The sequence below is a fragment of the Pseudomonas sp. AK106 genome (assembly GCF_053903055.1).
In genome coordinates, this window is the sequence record NZ_CP096426.1 from 3,445,983 (window position 1) to 3,470,746 (window position 24,764).

Consider the following 24,764-nt stretch of genomic DNA (forward strand, 5'->3'; position numbering starts at 1 on the left):
ATAGACAGTTAGCCCGCTAATGACAACGCGCAGACCCTGTCCCAAGGGTGGATTGCTTTAGCCCGATAATTGGCGTAAATGGCCCGTAATTTCGACGAAAACCATGGCTTAAAGCCCTCTGCTACAAGACTTTTGGCAAATTGACTTTAGAATTTATCTCACTATAGTGATGCGGGCCCTGCGTGGGGGGTCTGTCTGATGATTTGAAGCATAATTAGGAGGCCACATGGCTGATAAAAAAGCGCAGTTGATCATCGAGGGCGCAGCCCCCGTCGAGCTGCCCATTCTGACCGGCACCGTTGGTCCCGATGTTATCGACGTACGCGGCCTGACTGCCACCGGACGCTTCACATTCGACCCAGGCTTCATGTCCACCGCCTCATGCGAATCGAAGATCACCTATATCGATGGTGACAACGGCATTCTGCTGCATCGCGGCTACCCGATCGAACAGCTGGCCGAGCAATCGGACTACCTGGAAACCTGCTACCTGTTGCTTAACGGCGAGCTGCCAACCGCCGAGCAAAAAGCCGAATTCGTCGTCACCGTGAAGAATCACACCATGGTGCACGAGCAACTGAAGACCTTCTTCAACGGTTTCCGCCGCGACGCCCACCCGATGGCCGTCATGTGCGGTGTGGTTGGCGCCCTGTCGGCGTTCTACCACGACTCCCTGGACATCAATAATCCGCAGCACCGGGAAATCTCCGCGATCCGCCTGGTCGCCAAGATGCCGACCCTGGCCGCAATGGTTTACAAGTACTCCATGGGTCAACCCATGATGTACCCGCGCAACGACCTCAGCTACGCGGAAAACTTCCTGCACATGATGTTCAACACGCCGTGCGAGATCAAACCGATCAGCCCGACGCTGGCCAAGGCCATGGACCGGATCTTCATCCTTCACGCCGACCACGAACAGAACGCCTCGACGTCCACCGTGCGCATGGCAGGCTCGTCGGGCGCCAACCCGTTTGCCTGTATCGCAGCCGGTATCGCCGCGCTCTGGGGCCCTGCCCACGGCGGCGCCAACGAAGCCGTGCTGACCATGCTCGATGAGATTGGCGATGTGTCCAACATCGACACCTACATCGCCAAGGCCAAGGACAAGAACGATCCGTTCAAGCTGATGGGCTTTGGCCACCGGGTTTACAAGAACCGCGACCCGCGCGCCACCGTGATGAAGCAGACCTGCGACGAAGTCCTGCGCGAGCTGGGCATCACCAACGACCCGCAGCTCGAACTGGCCATGCGTCTTGAAGAGATCGCCCTGACCGACCCTTACTTCATCGAACGCTCGCTTTACCCGAACGTGGACTTCTACTCGGGCATCATCCTCAAGGCGATCGGCATCCCGACCAGTATGTTCACCGTGATTTTCGCCCTGGCGCGAACCGTCGGCTGGATCTCCCACTGGAAGGAAATGCTGTCGAGCCCTTACAAGATCGGCCGTCCACGCCAGCTGTACACCGGCGAAGTGTCGCGGGACATCGTTCCGCTGGCCGAGCGTAAGTAACTCGGCAGCACCCGCCAAGACGCAAAAAAAGGCTGCCCTCGGGCAGCCTTTTTAGTGCGTGGCGTCAGCGTCGGACGCGAACTGGTCAGTTCTTCTCTGCACGCTCCTTGAGCGCCTTGAGCGTATTGAACGGCGCGTCCACCACGAACTTGTTCGCCAGCCACGACGGCACGCTGCCGCCCGGCTCGGTGTGCACCTGATAGGTGACCTCGGTCAGATTCTCGCCTTTGGGCACGAACTTCCAGAACCCCTCGACCTGCGCCACCCGCACAAAGCCCTTCTCTTCCGGGATGTACTTGGGGTCGCCTTCCAGCTGACGGGTCATGCTGCCATCGGCGCCCTCCACTGTGGTGACCTTCAACACCGAATCCCGGGGTGTGACCGGCCAGGGCGTGTTGAACTGGGAATAGGTCCAGGTCTTGTCGCCCTCATGCTTGAGTATCTTCTGCAGTTTGCATTCGTGAATCCAGGCACAGGCGCTGACCACGTCTTCCTGCAACGCACGGAGCTTGCCGATGCTCGCCTTGATGGTGGTCACGCCCTGATAGGCCTTGTACTGCGACCCGGGGAATTCGCTGAGTGAGACCTTGATCCCCTCCTCGTTCTTCGCGACTTTCCACTCCTCAGCCTGCGCCGAAGCCGCCACCCATACAGTCAGTCCCAATCCGAAAGCAATGCGGTACAGCGAACTCATATGTTGTTCCTTATTGTTGAAGTTCAGTCGTGCCTCGGCCGCAATTCACGCCACCGATGTCATCTTTTCCCACCAGCCAATCAGCCTGATCGCATCCTCGGGACCGCTGCCACACACTTCGGGCTCCGCCGCAAACTGGCCACATACCGCCGGCCTTCCCGGCTGCCCGAAGATTGCGCAGAGCATGTCCACCGACAGGTGCAGGCAGCGCATGCCGGCAGGTTTGCCGTTGGGCATTCCAGGGATCGGTGATGTGATGGACGGCGCGATGCAGCACGCGCCGCAGCCTGAACGGCATTCCATGGAGAGAACCTGTGTGGCAGTGAGGACGATGGCAGGATCTTACGCGCTAAAACACACGTTTGAAAATCAGGTCCTGGGACAGCGCCGTGCGTTCATCACTTTTTAAAGGTGAAATCCAGAGCAGCGCCTTCCACGTCCTTGCGTGCCTCATTACGCAACTGCAAATCCATTTCATTGCTCAGCAGACGGCCTTGCATCTGGAAGTCAGGGTCCGCATCCGAATCAGGAAACATTTTAGGCAGCAACGGCTTGGCGCCAGTTGACTGGGCTTTGGACTTCGACGCCGAGGAGATCACATTCGCCGGCGGGGTCAGTTGCTTAACCATCTCGGGCGGCAGACTCAGGTCGAGGGGCACCTTGTTCAGGCGTGTCTCCTTGACCACTTGTGACGCCGATTTGCTCTTGCTGGCCACCGGCGCACGCCGCGCGACTTCGGCGTTATCCGCTTTAACCTTGGCAGATTTGGCGTTGGCGCCAGCGGACTTACCGTCCGCAGCCTTGACATCGGTGACCGCCCGCGGCGCCTCAGCCGACGACTTACCCGACGCGACTACAGGCACGGCGGGAATGTTCGGCGCCAGCGCATGGACCGCTGGCGCATCCGCAGCAGGCTTGTCCGCCAGCGCAGGCGCGGACTCAGGCTCTGACGCTGGCTTCGCTGCTTTAGCAGCTTCGGCCGGCGCAGCGTCACCCGCAGCAGGCGCAGAAGCGGTAGCTTTCGCCGGCGGGGTGGGCGCTTTATCGGCATCACAGGCGCTCAGCAACACCAACACCATCACACTTAAACAACGCAGTGATTTCATAGTCTGAACGGCAGTAAGTAAGACAGGGGCCATATGCTGGCCCGTTGCACGGCGGCTGACAAGTTCCCTGTCAGCCCCCCTCGATAGTATGGAAAGCTGGCGGCACTACGAGTTCACCAGGATTGCCCGGCGTCCTGGCATAACTGCTTGGCCAGCATGCCCACCGTCATCAACGCCCTCTCCGCTTCACGGTTCCACGGCAGCCCGCAATTCAGGCGAATGCAGTGGTTGAACTGCTCGGTATTACTGAAGATCAGGCCCGGCGCGATGCTGATGCCCTGCTCCAGCGCGCGCACATGCAACTCCTGAGTGTTCACCCGCCCCGGGAGGCTGATCCACAGGATGAACCCGCCCGCAGGCCGGCTGATCTGCGTGCCTTCGGGGAACATTTGCTGCACGGCGAGCTGGAAGGCGCTCAGATTCTTGCGGTGCTCCTGACGGATAAAGCGCAAGTGCCGGTCATAACCGCCGTTTTCGAGGTAGGACGCCACCGCCATCTGCGTCACGCTGCACGCCGAATGGGTGCTGAAGGTTTGCAGGCGCTGGATTTCCGCCTGGTATTTCCCGGCGATCATCCAGCCGATCCGCACGCCCGGCGACAGGGTCTTGGAGAAGCTGGAGCAGTAAATGACGTGGCCCAGCCGGTCGAACGCCTTCAACGCCTTGGTCTTGTTCTGCTCGTACATCAGCTCGCCGTAGATGTCGTCCTCGATAATTTGGATGTCGAAATCCGAGGCCAGGCGCAGCAGGTGTTTCTGCCGCTCTTCCGGCATGGTGCTGCCCAGCGGGTTGCTCAGCCGCGACGTCATCACCAGCGCCTTGATCGACCACTGATTGGCCGCCAGTTGCAGCGCTTCCAGGCTGATCCCGGTGTTGGGGTCGCTGGGGATTTCGATGACTTTCAAGCCAAGCAGATCGGCCAGTTGCAGCAGGCCATAATAGGTTGGGGATTCTGCAGCGATCAGGTCACCGGGGCTGGTCAGCACCCGCAGCGACATCTGCAGCGCATCGACGCAACCGTGGGTGATCACCACTTCCGAGGGGTCGATCACCACGCCGGCGTCGCGCATCCGGATCGCCACTTGCCGGCGCAGCGGCTCGAAGCCAGGGCTGAACATGTAGTTGAATGCGCGGGGGCTTTGAAACCGGGTGACCTTGGCCAGTTGCTGATGCAATGCGCGCAACGGCAAGTAATCGATGTGCGGGACAGCAGCGCCAAACGCGAACACCCCTTCACGCCGCGCTTCGACCAGCACCTGCTGAATGATGCTGGCGCGGGTGACCAGGCCGGGACGCTCAACCCGCGCGATATCGGGGGTCGCCGCCGTGAGGGCCGGGGTTTGGTGCACGTAATAGCCGGACTGCGGCCGCGCGCGGATCAAACCCTGATCTTCAAGGTTGGCATAGGCCTGCAGGACGGTGGCATGACTGACGTTGAGCTGGGAGCTCATCTTGCGCACCGAGGGCACGCGCTCGCCTGGCTGATACACGCCCCGGCGAATGTCTTCGGCCAGCTGCTGGGCGATGCGTTGGTACAGCAACAGACTGGTCATTTCGCGTCCCTCGATCCCGTGCCTTGATCATGCGTGCGGTGACCAAAGGAGAAGGATCACCGGAACAGTTCAGAAGTGTACGGTGACAGTTCCTGTTCCGGCTAGAGGGCGCGGTGTTTGAATCACTCGGATTGTGACAGTCCGCTGCTCTTCAACGAGGCGCGCTCAGATGCCCCTTGTCGTCCGAGAAGACGATTTCGACACGGCGGTTCTGGGCGCGGCCGCTTTCAGAGGCGTTCGAGTCCACCGAGTACTGATCGCCATAACCTTCGACCTGAATGCGATCTTCCTCAATGCCCAGATCAGACAGCACGTCAGCGACGGCCTGTGCCCGGTCTTTCGAAAGCGCGAGGTTTACCTCACTATCGCCGGTGCTGTCGGTGTAGCCCTCGATGCGCACGACGCGCTTGGGATTGAATTGCAGAAACTGCACGACCTTCAGTACCGTGCGGTTGGCCGAGCTTTTCAGTTCGGCGCGGCCGGTATCGAAGAGCATGTCGCCGAGGGTCATCACCAGCCCCCGCTCATTCTGCTGCGTCGACAGGCTAATCACCTGATCTTCGGCCCACTTGCCCTGTTGCTGGGCGCCGGCCAGCTTGGCCTCACGCAAGGCCAACTGCAGGCGCTGACGTTCCAGCTCCAGTCGCGCGAGCTTTTCCTGATTCAGCAGCAACTTGCTGTGCTCCCGGGCGATCGCGCTGTAACGGCTGCTCAGGTACGCGTAATGACTGACGTCGTCAGCGCTGCCGATGTAGCTCGACAGGCGCTCGGCCCGGCCCAGCAATTCACCGGCACGGATCACGTCCTTCGGCGCGCTGCGCAGGACGTTGGTGTCTTCCCTGACCTTCTGGTAATCGGCAACGGCGCCCTGCAACCCCTGTTCACTGCTCTGGTGGCCGGCACAGCCAGCAAGACCGGCACTGGCCAGCAAAAGGCCGAGACTGAGGCTTCGCGCAACGGCATTCATTGGCCAGCCCCCAGCTGCTTGCGCAGGCGCTCGAGGCGGGTGTTGACCTGGGCCACCTGTGCTTCACTCTTCTGCGTCAGCACACGGGCCTCCGCCAGACGGGCGTCCAGCTCGGCCTGCTCAGCCTGCATGCGCGCGTCCTTGTAGGACTTGTCCGCCATGTCGGCGCGGGCCTGGGTCAGCTTGGTCTGCGCTGTCACCAGGTCCGGTTCTTCATCCGTAGCGCCGACCGCGGTGGCCTGGGCGACAGCCTGTTCGGTGAGTTTGAGTTGTTCGGTGGGCGCTGGGTCGTTGGCACAGCCGACGAGAGCGACGAGCACGACAGCGGCGAATACAGGCTGGATTTTCAAAAGAAAGCTCAAAACACATTCCTACTGATGGAGGGCGCTACCGGACTGCTGCAACTGGATTTTCCACAGGTCCAGGTTGCGCGTGACGGCTTCACTGGAGCGACCGGAAGCCGCCAATTCTGTCATTTTTTTCGCCAGCTGTCCGCGCAGCCATGGATCGTTGCAGGCGGAGTTGAACGACAGCGCCAGATAAAAGCCCGGACGATCGAGGGGCATGGGCTGGGTTTGCAGGTCTTTGGCGACGTCCAGCGCCTGAGTCACGGCCATCCCCGCATAGCGGCCGGCCAGGACGAATTCGACCTGCCCCGCCGCCAGCTTCTGAAAGGCCTGGAGAAGACTGGCCTGCCTCTCCAGCGTCAGGTGCGCCTTGATCGCCTCATCGAACCCCGGTGTCACGCGGGTTTTTTCAGACATGGCGCCGGGATGGCTCTGCAGATCGGCCAGCGAATTGAATGGCTGCTCATGGCCGGTGCGGGTCCAGACCATGATCTCGTTCTGGGCGATGGGCGGGTGGATGAAATCCAGGGATTCCAGCTCGGCGCTGTTGAGGGGCGTGTCCGCCAGCATGTCCATGCGCCCGGTGCGCACCTCTTCCAGGGCCTGGCTGCGCTTGCCGCCATACAGCAGCTCGACCTTGACGCCGATCTGTTGCGCGACCTCCTTGAGTAGGTCGGCATTGGCGCCCATCAGGTGCTTGGGGTCCTGCGGGTCGCGCCACAGGTACGGCGGCGCGTCCGGGCTGCCGGTGACAATCAGCCGGTCACATTTGCCCGAAGACCAGGCCAGCGACGGCAGCAACAGCAACCCGCCCAGCAGTGAAGCCAGCGTTTGCTTTGGCGACAACATGACAACGTCCTTTTTGAGCCCATAAAAAAACCCGCCAGCTCCGACTGCCTGAGCGCTGGTTCATCGAGTGAACGATGACCGGCGCTGACGGCAGCCCGAACGAACGGGTTCTCTTTATAAGTCAGGGAAGTGGATTAAACCAGCTTCTCCAGCTCGGGGATCGCTTCGAACAGATCCGCCACGAGGCCGTAATCGGCCACCTGGAAGATCGGCGCTTCTTCGTCCTTGTTGATCGCAACGATCACCTTGGAGTCTTTCATGCCGGCCAGATGCTGGATCGCGCCGGAAATGCCGACCGCGATGTACAGCTGCGGCGCGACGATCTTGCCGGTCTGACCGACCTGCATGTCGTTGGGCACGAAGCCTGCGTCGACGGCCGCGCGGGAAGCGCCGACCGCTGCACCCAGCTTGTCAGCCAAGGTGTACAGGTGTTTGAAGTTGTCGCCGTTCTGCATGCCACGACCGCCGGAAACGACGATCTTGGCAGCGGTCAGCTCCGGACGATCGGACTTGGCCAGCTCTTCGCTGACAAAGGACGATTTGCCCGCATCATGGGCCGCGCTGACGGCTTCAACCGAAGCAGAACCGCCTTCCGCTGCAACGGCGTCAAAGCCGGTGGCGCGAACGGTGATGACTTTCACGGCTGCCGACGACTGAACGGTCGCAATGGCGTTACCCGCGTAGATCGGGCGCTTGAAGGTGTCAGCGCTTTCGACCGAGATGATCTCGGAGATCTGGTCGACGTCCAGTTGGGCAGCAACACGCGGCAGGATGTTCTTGCCGTTGGAGGTTGCAGCGGCCAGCACGTGGCTGTAGGCCGAAGCCAGCTCGACGACCAGCGGGGCAACGTTTTCCGGCAGCTGGTGTTCATAGGCTGCGTGGTCAGCCACGAGGACCTTGGACACGCCTGCGATTTTCGCAACTGCTTCGCCGACGGCACCGACATTCAGACCGGCGACCAGAACGTGAATGTCACCACCGATCTTGGTGGCCGCGGCAACGGTATTGAGAGTGGCGGGAGCGATTGCGCCGTTTTCGTGCTCAGCGATAACCAGGGTCGTCATCAGATCACCTTCGCTTCGTTTTTCAGTTTATCAACCAGTTCAGCAACCGACTTGACCTTGATACCTGCGCTGCGGGCAGCCGGCGCTTCAACCTTCAGGGTCTTGTTGGTGGACGCAATCGAAACGCCCAACGCATCAGGGGTCAGCACTTCGAGGGGCTTTTTCTTGGCTTTCATGATGTTCGGCAGCGACGCGTAGCGCGGCTCGTTCAAACGCAGGTCGGTGGTGACGATGGCCGGCAGCTTGAGCGAAACGGTCTGCGCGCCGGCGTCGATTTCACGGGTGACGTTGACGCTGTCGCCGGACACTTCGACTTTGGACGCGAAGGTACCCTGGGCATAACCGCTCAGCGCAGCCAGCATCTGGCCAGTCTGGTTGTTGTCGCTGTCGATCGCCTGCTTGCCGAGAATGACCAGCTGCGGTTGTTCTTTGTCGACAACGGCCTTCAATAACTTGGCCACGGCCAGGGAGGTCAGTTCGTCAGCGGATTCCACGAGGATGGCGCGATCGGCACCCAGTGCCAACGCGGTACGCAGTTGCTCCTGGGCGGTGGTCGGGCCGATGGAAACGACGACGATCTCGGTCGCAACGCCTTTCTCTTTCAGGCGGACGGCTTCTTCTACCGCGATCTCGCAGAAGGGGTTCATCGACATTTTAACGTTGGCGAGATCGACGCCGGAGTTGTCCGCTTTGACGCGAACCTTGACGTTGTAGTCGACCACTCGTTTGACAGCTACAAGAACCTTCATGGATTCCTCGTTTCTCTCCGGTGAAAAGAAAATCGCCAGGCCTTGCCCGGCGATGGGTACTCGTCAGTGTAAAGAACACCTGTGAAAACAACGTATTCGTGGTTGGTGAATGCTGATATCAGCAAAAGCGGCCACGCTACGGCGGCAATCCAAGCCAGACGTTGCCCGCCCGTGTAAACTGCAGCGCGCCGCAGGCCTGGGGCTGAGGGTTGCGCGGGGGCGATGCTCACGTTGCTTTTAGCGGTGTTCTGCTACCGACAGTTTGCACGCAGCCGACAAGGCCGGCGGCCAACTGTAGCGAGCGCAAAACCGCCCGTATCTTGACCGCAACGCCGGGTCGGGTCAATACGACATAAACGCCAGTCACAAGCCGTCTCACCATGATTTATCAGGGTTTCGGCCGATTCAAACAAACGTTTGTATTGGACCTGCGAGGTGGTGTAGATATAATGCGCGCCTTCAAGACGACACCCGGATAAATGAGCTTCCGGGGGTTGGTTTTAGCCATCTATAAAAAATACGCCTAAAAAATACGCCGTTGAGCCTTGAGTAGGAGATAGCCTGTGGAACGCGAATTTATGGAGTTCGACGTCGTCATCGTCGGAGCCGGGCCCGCCGGGCTGTCTGCCGCTTGCCGCCTGAAACAGAGAGCCGCTGACGCCGGTCAGGAAATCAGCGTCTGCGTGGTGGAAAAAGGCTCCGAGGTCGGTGCTCATATTCTCTCCGGCGCAGTGTTCGAACCCCGCGCCCTCAACGAGCTGTTCCCCGACTGGAAAGCCCTGGGCGCCCCGCTCAATACCCCGGTCAAAACCGACGACATCTATGTGCTGACCGGTGCGGACGCCAGCCAGAAAGTCCCGGGCGTGTTCGTGCCCAAGACCATGCACAACGAAGGCAACTACATCATCTCCCTGGGCAACCTGTGCCGCTGGATGGCACAGCAGGCCGAGAACCTCGGCGTCGAAATCTACCCGGGCTTCGCGGCTCAGGAAGCGCTGATCGATGAGACCGGCGTGGTGCGCGGGATTCTCACCGGTGATCTGGGCGTCGACCGTGAAGGCAATCCGAAAGAAGGCCTGTACACCCCCGGTATGGAACTGCGCGGCAAGTACACGCTGTTCGCCGAAGGCTGCCGTGGTCACATCGGCAAGCAACTGATCAATCGCTTCAAGCTGGACAGTGAGGCCGACGCCCAACACTACGGCATCGGCTTGAAGGAAATCTGGGAAGTCGATCCGGCCAAACATCAGCCGGGCCTGGTGGTTCACACCGCCGGCTGGCCGCTGGATATCATGGGCACCGAAAACACCGGCGGCTCGTTCCTTTACCACCTGGAAAACAATCAGGTCGTGGTCGGCCTGATCGTCGACCTCTCCTACGCCAACCCTTACCTGTCGCCGTTCGACGAATTCCAGCGCCTCAAGCACCACCCGGTCCTCAAGCAGTACCTGGAAGGCGGCAAGCGCATCAGCTACGGCGCACGGGCCATCTGCAAGGGCGGCCTGAATTCGCTGCCGAAGATGGTGTTCCCCGGCGGTGCGCTGATCGGTTGCGACCTGGGCACGCTGAACTTCGCCAAGATCAAGGGCAGCCATACCGCCATGAAATCCGGCATGCTCGCCGCCGAAGCGGTGGCGGATGCGCTGTTTGCCGGCAACGAGGGTGGTGACACGCTCAACGGCTACGTCGAGGGCTTCAAGGCCAGCTGGCTGCACGAAGAACTGTTCGCCAGTCGTAACTTCGGCGCGGCGGTGCACAAGTTCGGCGCGATCTTCGGCGGCGCGTTCAACTTCGTCGACCAGAACCTGTTTGGCGGCAAGATCCCCTTCACCCTGCGTGACACCACGCCGGACTATGCGTGCATGAAGCTGGCGGCCGACTCGAAGAAAATCGACTACCCGAAACCCGACGGCAAGCTGAGCTTCGACAAGCTGAGTTCGGTGTTCATCTCCGGCACCAACCACGAAGAAGAGCAGCCGTGCCACCTGAAGCTGAAGGATCCGAGCATCCCGATCAGCGTCAACCTGCCCAAGTACGACGAGCCTGCCCAGCGTTACTGCCCGGCGGGGGTTTACGAGGTGGTGACCCAGGAAGACGGCGCCAAGCGCTTCCAGATCAACGCGCAGAACTGCGTCCACTGCAAAACCTGCGACATCAAGGATCCGTCGCAGAACATCACGTGGGTAGCACCGGAAGGCGCAGGCGGCCCGACCTATCCCAATATGTAAAGGATTCTGAGTAGGACCGGCTTTAGCCGGGAAGGCGTCAGCGGCCATCGCGCAAAATTGATGGTGCGCACACTGGCCTCTTCCCGGCTGAAGCCGGTCCCACAAAGACACCGCGTAACCTTCGTAGGACCGGCTTTAGCCGGGAAGGCGTCAGCGGCCATCGCGCAAAATTGATGGTGCGCACACTAGCCTCTTCCCGGCTGAAGCCGGTCCCACAAAGACACCGCGTAACCTTCGTAGAACCGGCTTTAGCCGGGAAGGCGTCAGCGGCCATCGCGCAAAATTGATGGTGCGCACACTGGCCTCTTCCCGGCTGAAGCCGGTCCCACAAAGACACCGCGTAACCTTCGTAGGACCGGCTTTAGCCGGGAAGGCGTCAGCGGCCATCGCGCAAAATTGATGGTGCGCACACTGGCCTCTTCCCGGCTGAAGCCGGTCCCACAAAGACACCGCGTAACTTTCGTAGGACCGGCTTTAGCCGGGAAGGCGTCAGCGGCCATCGCGCAAAAATGATGGTGCACACACTGGCCTCTTCCCGGCTGAAGCCGGTCCCGCAAAGACACCGCGTAACCTTCGTAGGACCGGCTTTAGCCGGAAAGCTCTTGAGGTTCAGCGTCACCCCTCACGCTGATATCTTCAGCCGCTCGCCCTCTTCCCCCGGATTGCGCTCGAAGTAGCGCTTGTACTCGCGACTGAACTGCGACGTGCTCTGATACCCGACCTTGTGCGCCACTTGCGCCACGCCCATGCCCTCGCCGATGAGCATCTGCTGAGCCTTGAGCAGCCGCACGCGTTTCAAGTACTGGACGGGTGACAGCAGCGTGCTGCGCTTGAAATGCTCATGGAAGGTCGAGGCGCTCATATTGGCGCAGCGGGCCAGATCCTCGACACTCAAGGCCTGATCATAGTGGTCGCGCAGATGCTGCAGCGACGCGGCAATGCGCGCGAAGTGGCCGGTCTGCTCGACCAATGCCCGCAGCACCCCGGCCTGGGGACCGCGCAACGCGGCATACACCACTTCCCTGACCCGCGCCTGGCCCATCACTTGTGCGTCCAGCGGATCGTGCAGGCAGCGCAATAGCCGCTCGACACTCTCACGCATCGGCGCATCCAGCTCGGCGGAGGTCATGGATTCCGGCGTCTGCGCCTTGACCTTGACGTTCGGCGCCTCGCCCATGGCATGCACCAACTCGCCCAGCAGCGCGCGATCGATTGACACGGCGACGCCATACATCGGCGCCTCGGCCGTGGCGAAGGTTTCGCACATGAACGGCACCGACAGCGCCTGCACCAGATAATGACCGGCGCCGTATTCCAGCGTTCGCGGGCCCAGGCGCGCGAGCTTGCTGCCCTGGGCAATGATCACCAGACTCGGTTCATAGATCTGCGGGCTGCTGGCGACGTAGTAATCCCAGGACATCGCCTGCACGCCCGGGACGCGGGTGTCGACGAAACCCGGGCGCGACGCCAACGGTTTGATGAGGGCGACCAACTCGGCGTTGGCATCGGAATGGGAAAGAGGGGACATGGGCAGCCGTACGGAGGATTTGACACCGCCATCATCGCAGATCAGCGGCGTGACGCCCTATTCGATTCGTGAAATCCGGAGGATCAGGCATGACAGGCGGAGGAATGACCATGGCCGGCAATGCCCTGCCTGGGGACAATGCACCGCCTCAACCGTCATCGTTTCTGCGAGGTTCTTCATGTACACAGCCATCGGTTACGCCGCCCAGTCCGCCACCGCCCCCCTCGCCCCTATGACGTTCAGCCGCCGCAGCCCGCGGCCGGACGACGTGGCCATCGAGATTCTGTACTGCGGCGTCTGCCACTCCGACATCCACCAGGCGCGCAACGAGTGGGGCATCGCCGTGTACCCGCTGATGCCGGGCCACGAGATCGTCGGCAAAGTCACCGAAGTCGGCGCCAATGTCAGCAAGCACAAAGTCGGCGATCTGGTCGGCGTCGGTTGCATGGTCGACTCCTGCCGTCAGTGTGAAGCCTGCGCGCAGGACCTTGAGCAGTATTGCCTCGAAGGCCCGACCATGACCTACGCCACCCCCGACCGCGTCGACGGCAGCAACACCATGGGCGGCTACTCCAACAGCATCGTGGTCAGCGAGCACTTCGTCGTGCGTATCCCGGAGAAACTCGACCTGGCCGCCGCGGCGCCCATCCTGTGTGCCGGCATCACCACCTACTCGCCACTCAAGCATTACGGCGTCAAGGCCGGCGACAAAGTGGGCGTACTGGGCATGGGCGGTCTGGGCCACATGGGCATCAAGTTCGCCAAGGCCATGGGCGCGGAAGTGACGCTGTTCACCCGTTCGGCGAGCAAGGCCGAAGAAGGTCGTCGCCAGGGCGCCGATCACGTCATCGTCTCGACCGATGCCGAGCAGATGAAAGCCGCTGCCGGTCACTTCGACTTCCTGCTGGACACCATTCCGGTGCAGCACGATTTGAACCCCTATCTGGAAACCCTGAGTTTTGACGGCGTGCACATTCTCGTCGGCCTGATCGAACCCGTCGACCCGGCGCTGCATGCGGCCAACCTGGTGATGAAGCGCCGCGTACTGGCGGGCTCACTGATTGGCGGCATCGCCGAGACCCAGGAAGTCCTGGATTTCTGCGCCGAGCACGGCATCACCTGTGACATCGAGATGCTCGACATCAAGAACATCAACGAAGCGTACAGCCGCATGATCGCGGGCGATGTGAAGTACCGTTTCGTGATTGATATGGCCACGTTGAAGGCCTGATCCACCGGTTCGCCCCGCGCAATGCGGGGCGAAACGCTAGCCGCCCAGTTCCGCCGACAACCTTGCCGCCGCGTCCTTGATCACCGGCACCAGGTCGGCCATCTTTTCCAGCGGCATGTACGGCACGGTGCTGGCGATGCTGATGCCGGCGACAATCTGCTTGCTGGCATCACGCACCGGCGCCGCCACACAGCGGATCGACGGTTCGTTGTCTTCCAGATCGAACGCATAGCCGCCCTGTACGTACTCGTGCATACGCGCCTGCACCTGCTCCCAGGTCTGTTCTTCGTGGGCCGGCCACAACGGGTTCTTGCCGGTGGTCGGCACACTGATTTCGTACAGCCGTCGCCATTCGCTTACCGGACTGTCCAGCAGCAATGCCTTGCCGATGCCGGTGCGCGCCAGCGGCATGCGATGGCCCACCCGCGATCGCATCTCCGGGCCATTGCGCCCGGGATTTTTATGCAGGTACAAGACCTCGTCGCCATCGCGCATGGCCAGGTGCACGGTGTCCCCTGTGAGTGCCGACAGTTCGTCGAGAAAGGGTCTGGCCAGCACCAGCAGCGGCACTTCTTCCCGAGCCTGAAACCCCAGCTCGATCAATCTCGGCCCGAGCACATACCCCACCTGCGGCAACACCCGCAGGTAGCGCTCCTCCACCAGACAACTGGCGAGCCGGTGGGTGGTGCTGCGGGTGGTGCCGATCAACCGGGCGATTTCCTTGAGGTCGCGAGCGCCGCTGGCGACCGCCTGAATCACGCCCAGGCCGCGAATCAGCGTTTGCGTACCGGTGGGTGCAGGGTCTTTGCCAGTGACGGCGGTGTCGGATGCATCTTGCATGGCGCGCCTTATCGAATCAGAAAACCGGCGCCATTATCGTCGCCAGCCTTGAAGCCTGCCAGCGCTGTGCAGAATTTGCTCGGCGTCGGCGCAGGGTCATACCCACTCGATGCGTTCGACCTTGCCCACCAACAGGATGTAGGACAACGCGCCGTACGCACGCTCGAAGACCACCGCATTCTCCCCAAGATTCACCTTGGTAGCACGCGTCTGAGGGCAGATAATTAAGCCGTTTCGATGACCAAGGATTCCGCAGGCATGAGGCAAAAAGTTCTGAGACTTTCGCAAAATCACCATGGCCGTGACTTTGTCGTTGGTGACATTCACTTCAAAACCACCGACTTGTACAAAGGCCTGCGCAAACTCGGCTTTGACAGCCAGACTGACCGAGTCATCGGCGTCGGCGACCTCATTGATCGCGGCCCGGGCGTGCTCGACGGGCTCAAGCTTTTGGGCGAGCCGTGGTTTTTCACCGTAATGGGTAACCATGAACAGATGCTGATTCGGGCTTACCGTGAAAACCCGGACGCTCGTTATGTCTCTCATGGGGCTGGTTGGTGGGCAACCGTCGCCGATGAGTCGAAAGAGATGATCATCGTCAAGCTTGAGACCCTCCCTACCCTCATCGAGATCGAATCACCCCGTGGGGTCGTGGGCGTTGTACATGGGGATGTACCGAGAGGCTTGTCCTGGCAGGGGTTCGTCAACGATATCGACAACGCGCAAGTCGAAGAAATAGCCCTCTGGGGGCGAGAGCGGATCAAAAAGCATTACCGTCAAGGCGTCGCCGGCGTTTGGCGTGTTTGCACGGGTCACACGTGGATTCCAGAGCCGTTACGCCTCGGGAACCTGCTCGCGCTGGATTGCACCGGAGGCGGTGACGGGCCGTTGGGGATTTACTGCGTGCAGGAAGACACCCTCTATGTCGACGGTCTTTCCGTGGCGCTTGACCAAGCTGAAGTTTTCACCGATTTGCTTAACGATCTAGAGCGCACGCAGGCAGAACTCAACAGCATGTTGAGTGCGAGCACGCTCATCGAATCCCAACGCCTGAGTCATAAGGCTGAAGATTTGGCGGCTCGGGCGAATACTGCCTGGCTTGCACTGCAGCCTGAGGTCGAAGCGTCTCAGAAGCTCTTGAATGAGCTCCACGGGCTCAGCCTGCTTGGCGGAGAGCGTAGGGTTCTGAAGCTCGAAGAATTACGGTCTGGATACGAAGGAACCCCCATTGAAGGATTACTGAACAGGCTGTTTTGCTAGACGCGAGATCTATTGCTTCCCGACAGTATCCATAGATCTGCTCTACGAGCCTTTCCCCATGCCAGCATTATCGCAAGCCGTCGTTATGCTCCTTCCTACAATGCGGCCAATACTCGAGGAACGGCGACGGCGGAGTCATCAAGTGGATTGTGGCGTGCCCCAAGATTGCTCGATCAACAAGAAAATTGGGCAGTACCGCCTAATCCAGTGTGTCTTTGCCATTCACTTGCGGTGCATTCGCCGGCCGCTTACGAAGTATTGCTTGCCGTGGCCAGCACTACGAAAAGTTGCGCCAGTATAAAATCATTGCGCCGGCAGACCCTTCGCGCTTGTGCGTTTAAAACCCATTACTGCTCATAACGCAAATAATCGGAGCAAACCAGAAGCCAGAAGTCTCAGGCGCCCCGAGGTTCTCTGACCCCAAGTTACTGGGCCATGACGCGCCAAAATATAAAGGCTACCCCCACTTGTAGCGATAATGATCACTTCAAAGCACCCCACTGTTTTGGGCACCCGGCATGACCTTCTCAACTACCACGGCTGCGCGGCTGCCGCTTGCTCAACAGCGAGACGCTGGCCAAGGATGATGTTGTGGCATGGCTAAGTAATGGCTAGGCTAGGGTTTGACTATTCATTATTTGAATACCTCTTTTCTACCCTCCCTGCCTGGCTCTCGTGACTGAGCGAAGCCGCCAATACGCCAACGCTAGATTAACTAAAAAACGCGCTGGATTTTCGACAATGGAACTAAAAGGCCACTATCTCGCAATGCACCGTAATTGTGCCTGCTCCGTCTAGATGCCTCATCACAGCGCCTTGTGCCTTATTACCTGCCTGCTTAGTTACTGTTGGCTTTGTATCAAATCTGAAACAAATAAGTTGCCATCCCCTGCGCAGCGGACTATTTTCTTACGGCGCTCACTAGGGAGCTAACAAATAAAAAAGGTGTGCAGGGATGCGAAGGTTCAAGCCGTCGAATGCTGTCCGTTATTCCGTTAAACCCGCAACCACTACCGCACTTTGCGCGTTGTCTATTACCTTTGGCTGCTCGGCTTATGCCGACTATGCAGAACAGGGGAAGTTAGGCGACGCGGCCAGTTGGCGCTCGGAAGAATTCAAGAGCGACTGGGGATTGGGCCGTATCCAGGCGGACCAGGCTTATGCCGCCGGTATCACCGGCGCCGGCGTAAAAATCGGCGCGATGGACTCAGGTTTCGACCCCTCTCATCCCGAAGCCAGCCCATCCCGCTACCATGCGGTAACCGCCAACGGCACCTATGTAGATGGTTCGCCCTTTAGCATCACGGGTGCCATCAACCCCAATAACGACACCCACGGCACGCACGTGACCGGGACCATGGGCGCGGCCCGTGATGGCGTCGGCATGCATGGCGTGGCGTACAACGCGCAAATCTATGTGGCCAACACCAACCAGAGCGACAGCTTCCTGTTTGGCCCGAGCCCGGATCCGCAGTACTTCAAGGCGGCCTATGGCGCGCTGGCCGATGCCGGTGTGCGGGCGATTAACAACAGTTGGGGTAGCCAGCCGCCGGATGTGACCTACGCGACGTTGAAAGGCGTACAGGCTGCCTATGCCCAGCATTACAACCGGGGCACCTGGCTGGATGAAGCGGCTAACGTGTCGCGCAAGGGCGTGATCAACGTCTTCAGTGCTGGCAATACTGGCTATGCCAACGCCAGTGTGCGGTCTGCGCTGCCGTATTTCGAGCCGGACCTGGAAGGCCACTGGCTGGCGGTGTCTGGCCTGGATAGCGCCAATGCCCAGCGCTACAACCAGTGCGGCATTGCCAAATATTGGTGCATCACCACGCCCGGGAGGCTGATCAACAGCACCGTGCCTGGCGGCGGCTATGCGCTCAAGTCCGGTACGTCCATGGCCGCGCCCCATGCCACGGGCGCATTGGCGCTGGTGATGGAGCGCTACCCTTACATGAACAACGAGCAGGCCTTGCAGGTGCTGCTCACCACCGCGACCCAGCTCGATGGTTCGGTCACCCAGGCGCCCAATGGCGCTGTGGGCTGGGGTGTAGTCAACCTGGAACGGGCCATGCGCGGCCCGGGCCAGTTGCTGGGCACCTTCAATGCCACCCTGGGTGCCGGCCAAACCGATGTCTGGAGCAACGATATTTCTGATCAGGCGTTGATCCAGCGTCAGGCCGAGGACACTGCTGAACAGGCCGCCTGGCAGCAAACCCTGGTGAGCAGAGGTTGGCAGAACGGCGTGGCCAGCACCGCCAGCCAACAGGACCAGACCGACTACGCCGTGGGCACCGCCCGTGCTGCGGCAGCGGCTCAGCGCCAGTACCAAGGCAGCCTGATCAAGTCCGGCGCGGGCCGGTTGATTCTTGAAGGCAACAATACCTATCGCGGCGATACCCAGGTCAACGGGGGTGTGCTGTCGGTCAATGGCTCTCTGGCGTCCGCTGTGCAGGTCAATGCGGGGGGCACCTTGGGCGGCAATGGCCAGGTCGGTAACCTCACCGCGTTGAGCGGCGGGCAGGTTGCGCCCGGTAACTCCATCGGCACCTTGCAGGTGAACGGTGACGTAACCTTCGCACCAGGCTCAACCTACGCGGTAGAGCTTTCGCCCACGGCCGGTGACCGCCTTGTGGCCACCGGCAGTGCCACGGTGTCGGGGGCCAACATGACCCTGGCCCTGGACCCAACGCCGCTGGCCTTGAATGCCACGCCTGGCCAAACCCTGGTTGGCCGCCAGTACAACGTGTTGCAAGCCGCCAACGGTGTGAACGGGCAGTTCGCTGCGGTCACCTCCAACTACGCTTTCCTCGGCGGCCGGCTGGAATACGCCGCTAACGGCGTTGCACTGAATATCGAGCGCACGGCGGCTTTCGACAGCGTGGCGCAAACCCCTAACCAGGCAGCCGTGGCCTCGGCCGCCGAGCAATTGGGGACGGGCAACGCGGTGTATGAAAACCTGCTGCTCGCGCCAAGTGCCGCCTCGGCCCGGGAGAGTTTCCAGCAGCTGTCGGGCGAGATCTACCCGGCAGTCGCCACCCAGTTGATCAACGACAGCCGCTATGTGCGTGACGCCGTTGGCGAGCGCCTGGGCGCCAGCGTGTTCGGTGCCGATGCCAATACGGCAGCGCAAGACAATGTGTGGTTCAAGGCCTTGGGTGCTTGGGGCAAAACGGATTCCCGTAGCGATACGGCTGGCTATACCTCATCGATTAGCGGCGTGCTGGCGGGTGTCGACGGCGACGTGGGTGACGACACGCGCCTTGGCCTGGTAGGCGGCTACAGCGACAGCTCGGTCAACATGGGCTCGGGCACCCATTCCCGTGCATCGGTAGACAGCTACCATCTGGGCGCCTACCTGGGTCATGAGATCGGCGCCTGGCGCTTGACCCTCGGCGGTGCCTACAGCTGGCACCGGATCGATGGCAAGCGCGATGTACAGGTCGGCGACGCCAGCGGGCGGGAGAAAACCAAACACGATGCGCAAACCGCACAGGTATTCACCGAAGCGGCGTACCGTATTCAGTTGCAGCCCGCAGTGCTTGAACCCTTCGCCAACCTGGCCTATGTACACCTTGGCACGGATAGCTTCAGCGAGAAGGGAGATACCGCAGCGCTTGCCTCCGGCAGCGACACCCGTGAAGCCGTGCTCGGTACGCTGGGCGTACGGGCGCTTAAAACCGTCGCAATCAATGATCATCAGAAGCTCGACCTGTCCGGCAGCCTGGGCTGGCAGCACAACCTGAGCGATACCGATTCAGAGCAGCACATGGCCTTTGCGGCAGGTGGCAGTCGCTTTGGTATCGAAAGCTCGCCCTTGGTGCGTGATGCGGCCCTGGCGAGTGCCCATGCCCGCATGGCGCTGAGTCGTGAGGCCAGCGTTAGCCTGGACTACAACGGCCAACTGGCCAGCCGTGAAAAAAGCCACGGCATTGGCTTGAGCCTTAACTGGCAGTTCTAAACGCAAAGCGGCAGGGCGAGCCAGGCCTTCGCCCGCCGCTTTCCTGAAGCTGAATGTTTCAACCTACCCATTGTTGGAAAAAGAACGACGCGGATACCAAGACGGCATTCGCGCGGGGTTTTGTGTGCGCTAACTAAGGACAGTTGTATTTATGAAAAAGCCATCCACCACTCGACAGCTTGCTGTCAGCTCCATTCGGCACGCTATTCGGCAAGCCAATCGCGTTTCTTGCGGCGCCTTGGCCTGCTACCTGGCCACCCTCGGTGCAGCCCAGGCTGCGCCTTACGTAGAAGCCGGCCAGGCCGGGAATGTCGCCAGTTGGCGCAGCCCGGAGTTCACGGCCCAATGGGGGCTGGGCGCGATCAACGCCGACCAGGCCTACGCCGCCGGCTACACCGGCAAGGGCGTGAAGCTGGGGATTTTCGATCAGCCGGTGTACGCACCGCACCCGGAATTCGCCAGCCCGGATAAAGTGATCAACCTGGTCACCAGTGGCATTCGCGAGTACACCGACCCCTATATCCCGGTAAAGGCCGGCGACGCCTTCCGTTACGATGGCACCCCTACCCCTGACTCCAACGGCCGGCTGGGTAACCATGGCACCCACGTAGGCGGCATCGCGGGCGGCAACCGAGACGGCGGGCCCATGCACGGCGTGGCGTTCAATGCCCAGATCATCAGCGCCGACAACGGCGACCCTGGCCCGGAAGACGGCATTGTGCTGGGCAACGACGGCGCGGTTTACCAGGCGGGCTGGAATGCATTGGTCAGCAGTGGCGCGCGCATCATCAATAACAGCTGGGGCATTGGCATTACCGACCGCTTTGACCAAGGCGGTCGCGATCCGGCCTTTGCGCACTTTACCGTGCAGGATGCGCAGCTGCAGTTCAATCAGATCCAACAGATCCTCGGTACCCGCCCAGGGGGCGCTTACCAGGGCGCCATCGATGCCGCACGCAGCGGCGTGGTGACCATTTTCGCCGCCGGCAACGACTACAACCTGAACAACCCGGACGCCATGGCCGGACTCGGGTATTTCGTGCCAGAGATCGCCCCCAACTGGCTGACGGTTGCTGCCTTGCAGCAAAACCCGAACGCCGCGGCCGCCGGCACCACGCCTTACACCTTGAGCACCTTTTCCTCTCGCTGCGGCTACACGGCCAGCTTCTGCGTGTCAGCGCCAGGCACGCGGATCTACAGCTCCGTGCTTAACGGCACCAGCTTGCAAGACCTGACCGTGGGCTGGGCCAACAAAAACGGTACCTCCATGGCCGCGCCCCATGTGGCGGGCAGCATGGCGGTACTGATGGAGCGCTTCCCCTACATGACCGGCGCACAGGTGGCCGACGTGTTGAAAACCACCGCCACCGACCTCGGCGCGCCTGGCGTGGACGCGCTCTATGGCTGGGGCATGATCAATCTGGGCAAGGCCGTCAACGGCCCGAGCATGTTCGTCACCGAGGCGGATATTCCCGCTGAGTTTCGTATCAGTGGCGCCTATGGCGACAGCCAGTTCGTGGCCAACCTGCCGGGGGTAGGCGCGGTGGTCGATGCCGGTAAACCGACCCAGCGCCTCTGCAGCGGGCCGCAATGCGGGCGGGACACGTGGAGCAATGACATAGCCGGGCATGGCGGCTTGACCAAGACAGGTATCGGCACCTTGGTGCTGACCGGCGCCAACACCTACAGCGGCCCAACCCTGATCAATGAAGGGCGGCTGGCGGTCAATGGTTCGCTGGCCTCGGCCGTGACCGTCAATGACACCGGCATACTGGGCGGCAACGGCCGGATCGCGTCACTTGCCGCCAACCGCGGCGGTACGGTAGCGCCGGGCAATTCCGTGGGCACCTTACAGGTGGCGGGGAACCTTAACCTGGCGCCCGGCGCTGTGTATGCGGTGGAGTTGTCGCCCACTGGCAGCGACCGCATCATCGCCGGCGGGCAGGCGACGGTGAGCGGTGCGACCATGGCCCTCTCGCTGGAAAACGGCGCCGGCTTCAGCACAGGCGAGGTCAACAGCCTGATCGGCCGGCAGTTCAACGTGCTGCAAGCGGCTGGCGGCGTGCAGGGCCAGTTCGGGTCGGTGCTGGATAACTACGCCTTTCTGGATGGCAACCTGGCCTACAGCGGTACGGGCGTTGCCTTGGCCCTGGAGCGCAACGCGGACAGCTTCGCCAGCGCCGCGCACACCACTAACCAGGCCAACGTAGCGGCTGCCGCCGAGCAATTAGGGGCCGGTAATGCGGTGTACGAAGAGCTGCTGTTGAGCCCCGATGCGGCTACCGCTCGGCGTGCCTACACCCAGTTGTCCGGCGAAGTGCATCCGGCCATCGCCACTCAGTTGATCAACGACAGCCGCCAGGTCCGCGATGCCGTCGGTGATCGCCTGCGCGTCGACGGGCTGTACGACCAGCCTGCGGCGGGTGTTGAAGACAACAACCTGTGGGTCAAAGGCCTGGGTGCCTGGGGCAAAAACGCCGGCAGCAGCGACAGCGCCAGCTCAACCTCATCCCTGGGCGGCCTGCTCGCCGGTGTGGACGGCCTGGTGGCTGAGCACACCCGGTTGGGCGCCATGGTCGGTTACAGCGACACCTCGTTAGGCATGGGTGACGACACCCATTCCCGCGCCTCGGCCAATAGCTACCACCTGGGTGCCTACATGGGCCACGAGGAAGGGCCGTTGCGCCTGACCGCGGGTGCATCCCATAGCTGGCACCGCATCGACGTCAAGCGAGACCTGCAACTGGGCACCTCGACCGACCGCCTGAAGGTCAAGCGCGACGCGCAATCGACTCAGGTGTTCACCGAAGCGGCCTATCGCCTGAACCTGCAGCCTCTGGCGTTGGAGCCCTTCGCCAACCTGGCCTATGTGCACTTCCACAGCGACAGCTTTACCGAGAAGGGAGGCGCCACGGCGCTGAAGGGTGATGACGACACCCGCGACACGGTGCTATCCACGCTGGGCATGCGTGCCGGTAGCCGGTTCAACCTCACCGATACTCAGAAGCTGGACGTCTCAGGCACCTTGGGCTGGCAGCATAACCTGAGCGATACCTCGGCCGAGCAACACCTGGCCTTTGCCAGCGGGGTGAATACCTTTGCCGTGCAAAGCGTGTCCATGGACCGGGACGCAGCTGTCGTGGGCGCCCGCGCCAGCCTCGCCTTGAACCGGGATGCGCGGATCAACCTGGACTACAACGGCCTGCTGGGCGCCCGGGATAAAACCCACGGTGTAGGGCTGTCGCTGAATTGGGCGTTCTAACCTCAAGCGCTGCCTGAAAGCCTGCGCCAGCTTGGGTGCTCCCGCCCGATACTAAAAACCGTTTGGAGGGTCGATTTTGTCCCTCCAAACGTTTCAGCAGCTATCCAATGGGGCACCTGAGCACCGGCTCGAAATGTCGCTCTCGTTGATGCAGACAACCTCTCAAGCCAGGTCATGCCAAGGCATGGCCGGCTTCCACGCCTCTCTCAAGGAAACGTTGGTCACGGCGCAAGTGATTGACGTCCCTCATTCCGTATCGACACGGCCATCACAACTCGATGCGTTCCACCTTGCCCACCAACAGGATGTAGGACAACGCCCCGAGCAACGCGAGAACGGCGATGTAGGTGATCGCCGGCGCAAAGGAATCACCCGACGCCAGGAAACCGATCACGATTGGCGTGGCGATCGCCGCCAGGTTGCCGATCAGGTTGAACGTGCCGCCGGTCAGCCCCAACAGCCGCGCCGGGGCGAGGGTTGAGACCAGCGACCAGGTGATCGACGCCAGGCCGTTGCCGAAAAACGCCAGCGCCAGGAACGCAATTACCAGCGGAGTCGAATCGACGTAGTTGGCGCCGATGATCGAGGTGGAGATCAACAGGCCGGCGATGATCGGCGTCTTGCGTGCGAAGCCGACGGTGTAACCGCGACGGATCAGCCAGTCGGAGAAGAACCCTGAGCAGAGCACGCCGACGAACGCTGCGAGAAACGGCAGCGACGCCAGCAGGCCGGACTTGATGAAGTCCATGCCGCGGTATTTGACCAGGTAGGTCGGGAACCAGGTGAGGAAGAACCACAGCGTCGAGTTCAGGCAGAACTGACCCAGGTAGATGCCCCACAGCTTGCGCTTGGTCAGCACGATGCCGAGGTCCTGCCAGCTAAAACCGCTTTTGCGTTTCGAGGCATCGGTCTGCATGTCGACCAGACCGCCGCCGTCCTTGATCAGGTCGATCTCACCCTGGTTGATGCCTTTGAAGTCACGCGGTTCGCGATAGACCATGTACCAGATGGCCGCCCAGAGCACGCCGACGCCACCGGTGGCCACGAACACCATGTGCCAGCCGTAGCGGGTCTGCAGCCACGCGAGCACAGGGGTGAGGAATGCCAGGCCGACGAATTGGCCGGAGGTGTAAAAGCCTACGGCGGTGGCGCGTTCTTTCTCCGGGAACCAAGCGGTGACGACGCGGCTGTTGATCGGATACGCCGGGGCCTCCAGCGCGCCGACGGCCATGCGCAGGATGAACAAGCCGATGAAGCTGCCGACGAAGCCGAGGAAGATGGTCGCGATGGACCACAGCGCCAGCGCGACGGTGTAAAGGATGCGCGGCGGAACGCGATCCACCAGCCAGCCGCCGGGCAGTTGCATGGCGGCGTAGGTCCAGCCGAAGGCGGAGAAGATCAGGCCGACGTGCACCGGATCGATGCCCAGCTCGCTGGTCAGTGCGGGCGCGGCGATGGACAGGTTGCTGCGGTCGAGGTAGTTGATCACCACGGTGATGAACAGCAGCACCATGATGAAAAAGCGTTTGCGGGTCGGCGTGGCGGTGGTCGCCCGCGCCTGGGTTGCGGTCTGTGTGCGCAAGGGAAGTGCCTCTTTTTATGGTTATCTGAG

18 protein-coding genes are annotated in these 24,764 nt (G+C 61.3%); 6 read left to right on the forward strand and 12 right to left on the reverse strand.

Annotated elements, in window-relative coordinates:
* The first annotated feature begins 226 nt into the window (after nt 1-226).
* Nucleotides 227-1,516, forward strand: coding sequence for a citrate synthase (gltA, locus tag M1E04_RS15265; protein ID WP_037009384.1), 1,290 nt, complete (start codon nt 227-229; stop codon nt 1,514-1,516).
* 85 nt (nt 1,517-1,601) lie between these two features.
* On the opposite strand, the gene M1E04_RS15270 is transcribed toward gltA, so the two are convergent.
* The 9 genes from M1E04_RS15270 to M1E04_RS15310 all read right to left on the reverse strand — a co-directional run bounded on the left by M1E04_RS15270 (nt 1,602) and on the right by M1E04_RS15310 (nt 8,845).
* Nucleotides 1,602-2,210 carry an START domain-containing protein gene (locus M1E04_RS15270; RefSeq protein ID WP_296306307.1) on the reverse strand — a complete coding sequence of 203 codons (609 nt, stop codon included), beginning with the start codon at nt 2,208-2,210 and terminating at the stop codon, nt 1,602-1,604.
* A gap of 45 nt (nt 2,211-2,255) precedes the next feature.
* Nucleotides 2,256-2,513 carry a YkgJ family cysteine cluster protein gene (locus M1E04_RS15275; RefSeq protein WP_065986289.1) on the reverse strand — a complete coding sequence of 86 codons (258 nt, stop codon included), beginning with the start codon at nt 2,511-2,513 and terminating at the stop codon, nt 2,256-2,258.
* 95 nt (nt 2,514-2,608) lie between these two features.
* On the reverse strand, nt 2,609-3,316 hold the full coding sequence (locus M1E04_RS15280; protein ID WP_456291630.1) for a translation initiation factor 2: 708 nt from the start codon (nt 3,314-3,316) through the stop codon (nt 2,609-2,611).
* 113 nt (nt 3,317-3,429) lie between these two features.
* Nucleotides 3,430-4,869, reverse strand: coding sequence for an aminotransferase-like domain-containing protein (locus M1E04_RS15285; protein ID WP_122538388.1), 1,440 nt, complete (start codon nt 4,867-4,869; stop codon nt 3,430-3,432).
* A 151-nt stretch (nt 4,870-5,020) separates the two neighbouring features.
* Nucleotides 5,021-5,836: an OmpA family protein gene (locus M1E04_RS15290; RefSeq protein ID WP_456291631.1), complete on the reverse strand. Its 816-nt coding sequence runs from the start codon at nt 5,834-5,836 to the stop codon at nt 5,021-5,023.
* The gene (locus M1E04_RS15295; protein ID WP_369320144.1) at nt 5,833-6,186 is read right to left on the reverse strand and encodes a DUF4398 domain-containing protein; all 354 of its coding nucleotides are present in this window, start codon (nt 6,184-6,186) and stop codon (nt 5,833-5,835) included. The genes M1E04_RS15290 and M1E04_RS15295 overlap by 4 nt, the downstream gene beginning before the upstream one ends.
* Nucleotides 6,187-6,207: 21 nt before the next feature.
* The gene (locus M1E04_RS15300) at nt 6,208-7,029 is read right to left on the reverse strand and encodes a substrate-binding periplasmic protein (protein ID WP_456293204.1); all 822 of its coding nucleotides are present in this window, start codon (nt 7,027-7,029) and stop codon (nt 6,208-6,210) included.
* A 137-nt stretch (nt 7,030-7,166) separates the two neighbouring features.
* On the reverse strand, nt 7,167-8,096 hold the full coding sequence (locus M1E04_RS15305) for an electron transfer flavoprotein subunit alpha/FixB family protein (RefSeq protein ID WP_065986284.1): 930 nt from the start codon (nt 8,094-8,096) through the stop codon (nt 7,167-7,169).
* A complete protein-coding gene (locus M1E04_RS15310; RefSeq protein ID WP_065986283.1) occupies nt 8,096-8,845 on the reverse strand; it encodes an electron transfer flavoprotein subunit beta/FixA family protein in 750 nt (249 codons plus the stop codon). Before M1E04_RS15310 ends, M1E04_RS15305 begins: the two co-directional genes overlap by 1 nt.
* 563 nt (nt 8,846-9,408) lie before the next feature.
* On the opposite strand from M1E04_RS15310, the gene M1E04_RS15315 reads away from it, so the two are divergent.
* A complete protein-coding gene (locus M1E04_RS15315; RefSeq protein ID WP_065986282.1) occupies nt 9,409-11,073 on the forward strand; it encodes an electron transfer flavoprotein-ubiquinone oxidoreductase in 1,665 nt (554 codons plus the stop codon).
* A gap of 622 nt (nt 11,074-11,695) precedes the next feature.
* Here M1E04_RS15315 and M1E04_RS15320 read toward each other — a convergent pair.
* On the reverse strand, nt 11,696-12,601 hold the full coding sequence (locus M1E04_RS15320) for an AraC family transcriptional regulator (RefSeq protein ID WP_065986281.1): 906 nt from the start codon (nt 12,599-12,601) through the stop codon (nt 11,696-11,698).
* A 178-nt stretch (nt 12,602-12,779) separates the two neighbouring features.
* Here M1E04_RS15320 and M1E04_RS15325 point away from each other — a divergent pair, with 178 nt between their 5' ends.
* Nucleotides 12,780-13,832, forward strand: a complete 1,053-nt coding sequence (locus tag M1E04_RS15325) for an NAD(P)-dependent alcohol dehydrogenase (protein ID WP_065986280.1) — start codon at nt 12,780-12,782, stop codon at nt 13,830-13,832.
* 36 nt (nt 13,833-13,868) lie between these two features.
* Here the strand turns inward: M1E04_RS15325 and M1E04_RS15330 are convergent, their stop codons facing one another.
* The gene (locus tag M1E04_RS15330; protein WP_065986279.1) at nt 13,869-14,672 is read right to left on the reverse strand and encodes an IclR family transcriptional regulator; all 804 of its coding nucleotides are present in this window, start codon (nt 14,670-14,672) and stop codon (nt 13,869-13,871) included.
* A 237-nt stretch (nt 14,673-14,909) separates the two neighbouring features.
* Between M1E04_RS15330 and M1E04_RS15335 the strand changes: the two genes are divergently transcribed.
* The 3 genes from M1E04_RS15335 (at nt 14,910) to M1E04_RS15345 (ending at nt 23,152) form a co-directional block, all read left to right on the forward strand.
* The gene (locus M1E04_RS15335) at nt 14,910-15,932 is read left to right on the forward strand and encodes a metallophosphoesterase (protein ID WP_456291632.1); all 1,023 of its coding nucleotides are present in this window, start codon (nt 14,910-14,912) and stop codon (nt 15,930-15,932) included.
* Between the two features lie 955 nt (nt 15,933-16,887).
* Nucleotides 16,888-19,890 carry an autotransporter serine peptidase EprS gene (gene eprS, locus M1E04_RS15340; RefSeq protein WP_456291633.1) on the forward strand — a complete coding sequence of 1,001 codons (3,003 nt, stop codon included), beginning with the start codon at nt 16,888-16,890 and terminating at the stop codon, nt 19,888-19,890.
* A gap of 151 nt (nt 19,891-20,041) precedes the next feature.
* Nucleotides 20,042-23,152: an autotransporter domain-containing protein gene (locus M1E04_RS15345; RefSeq protein WP_456291634.1), complete on the forward strand. Its 3,111-nt coding sequence runs from the start codon at nt 20,042-20,044 to the stop codon at nt 23,150-23,152.
* A 268-nt stretch (nt 23,153-23,420) separates the two neighbouring features.
* On the opposite strand, the gene M1E04_RS15350 is transcribed toward M1E04_RS15345, so the two are convergent.
* Nucleotides 23,421-24,734: an MFS transporter gene (locus M1E04_RS15350; RefSeq protein ID WP_456291635.1), complete on the reverse strand. Its 1,314-nt coding sequence runs from the start codon at nt 24,732-24,734 to the stop codon at nt 23,421-23,423.
* Nucleotides 24,735-24,764 lie beyond the last annotated feature (30 nt).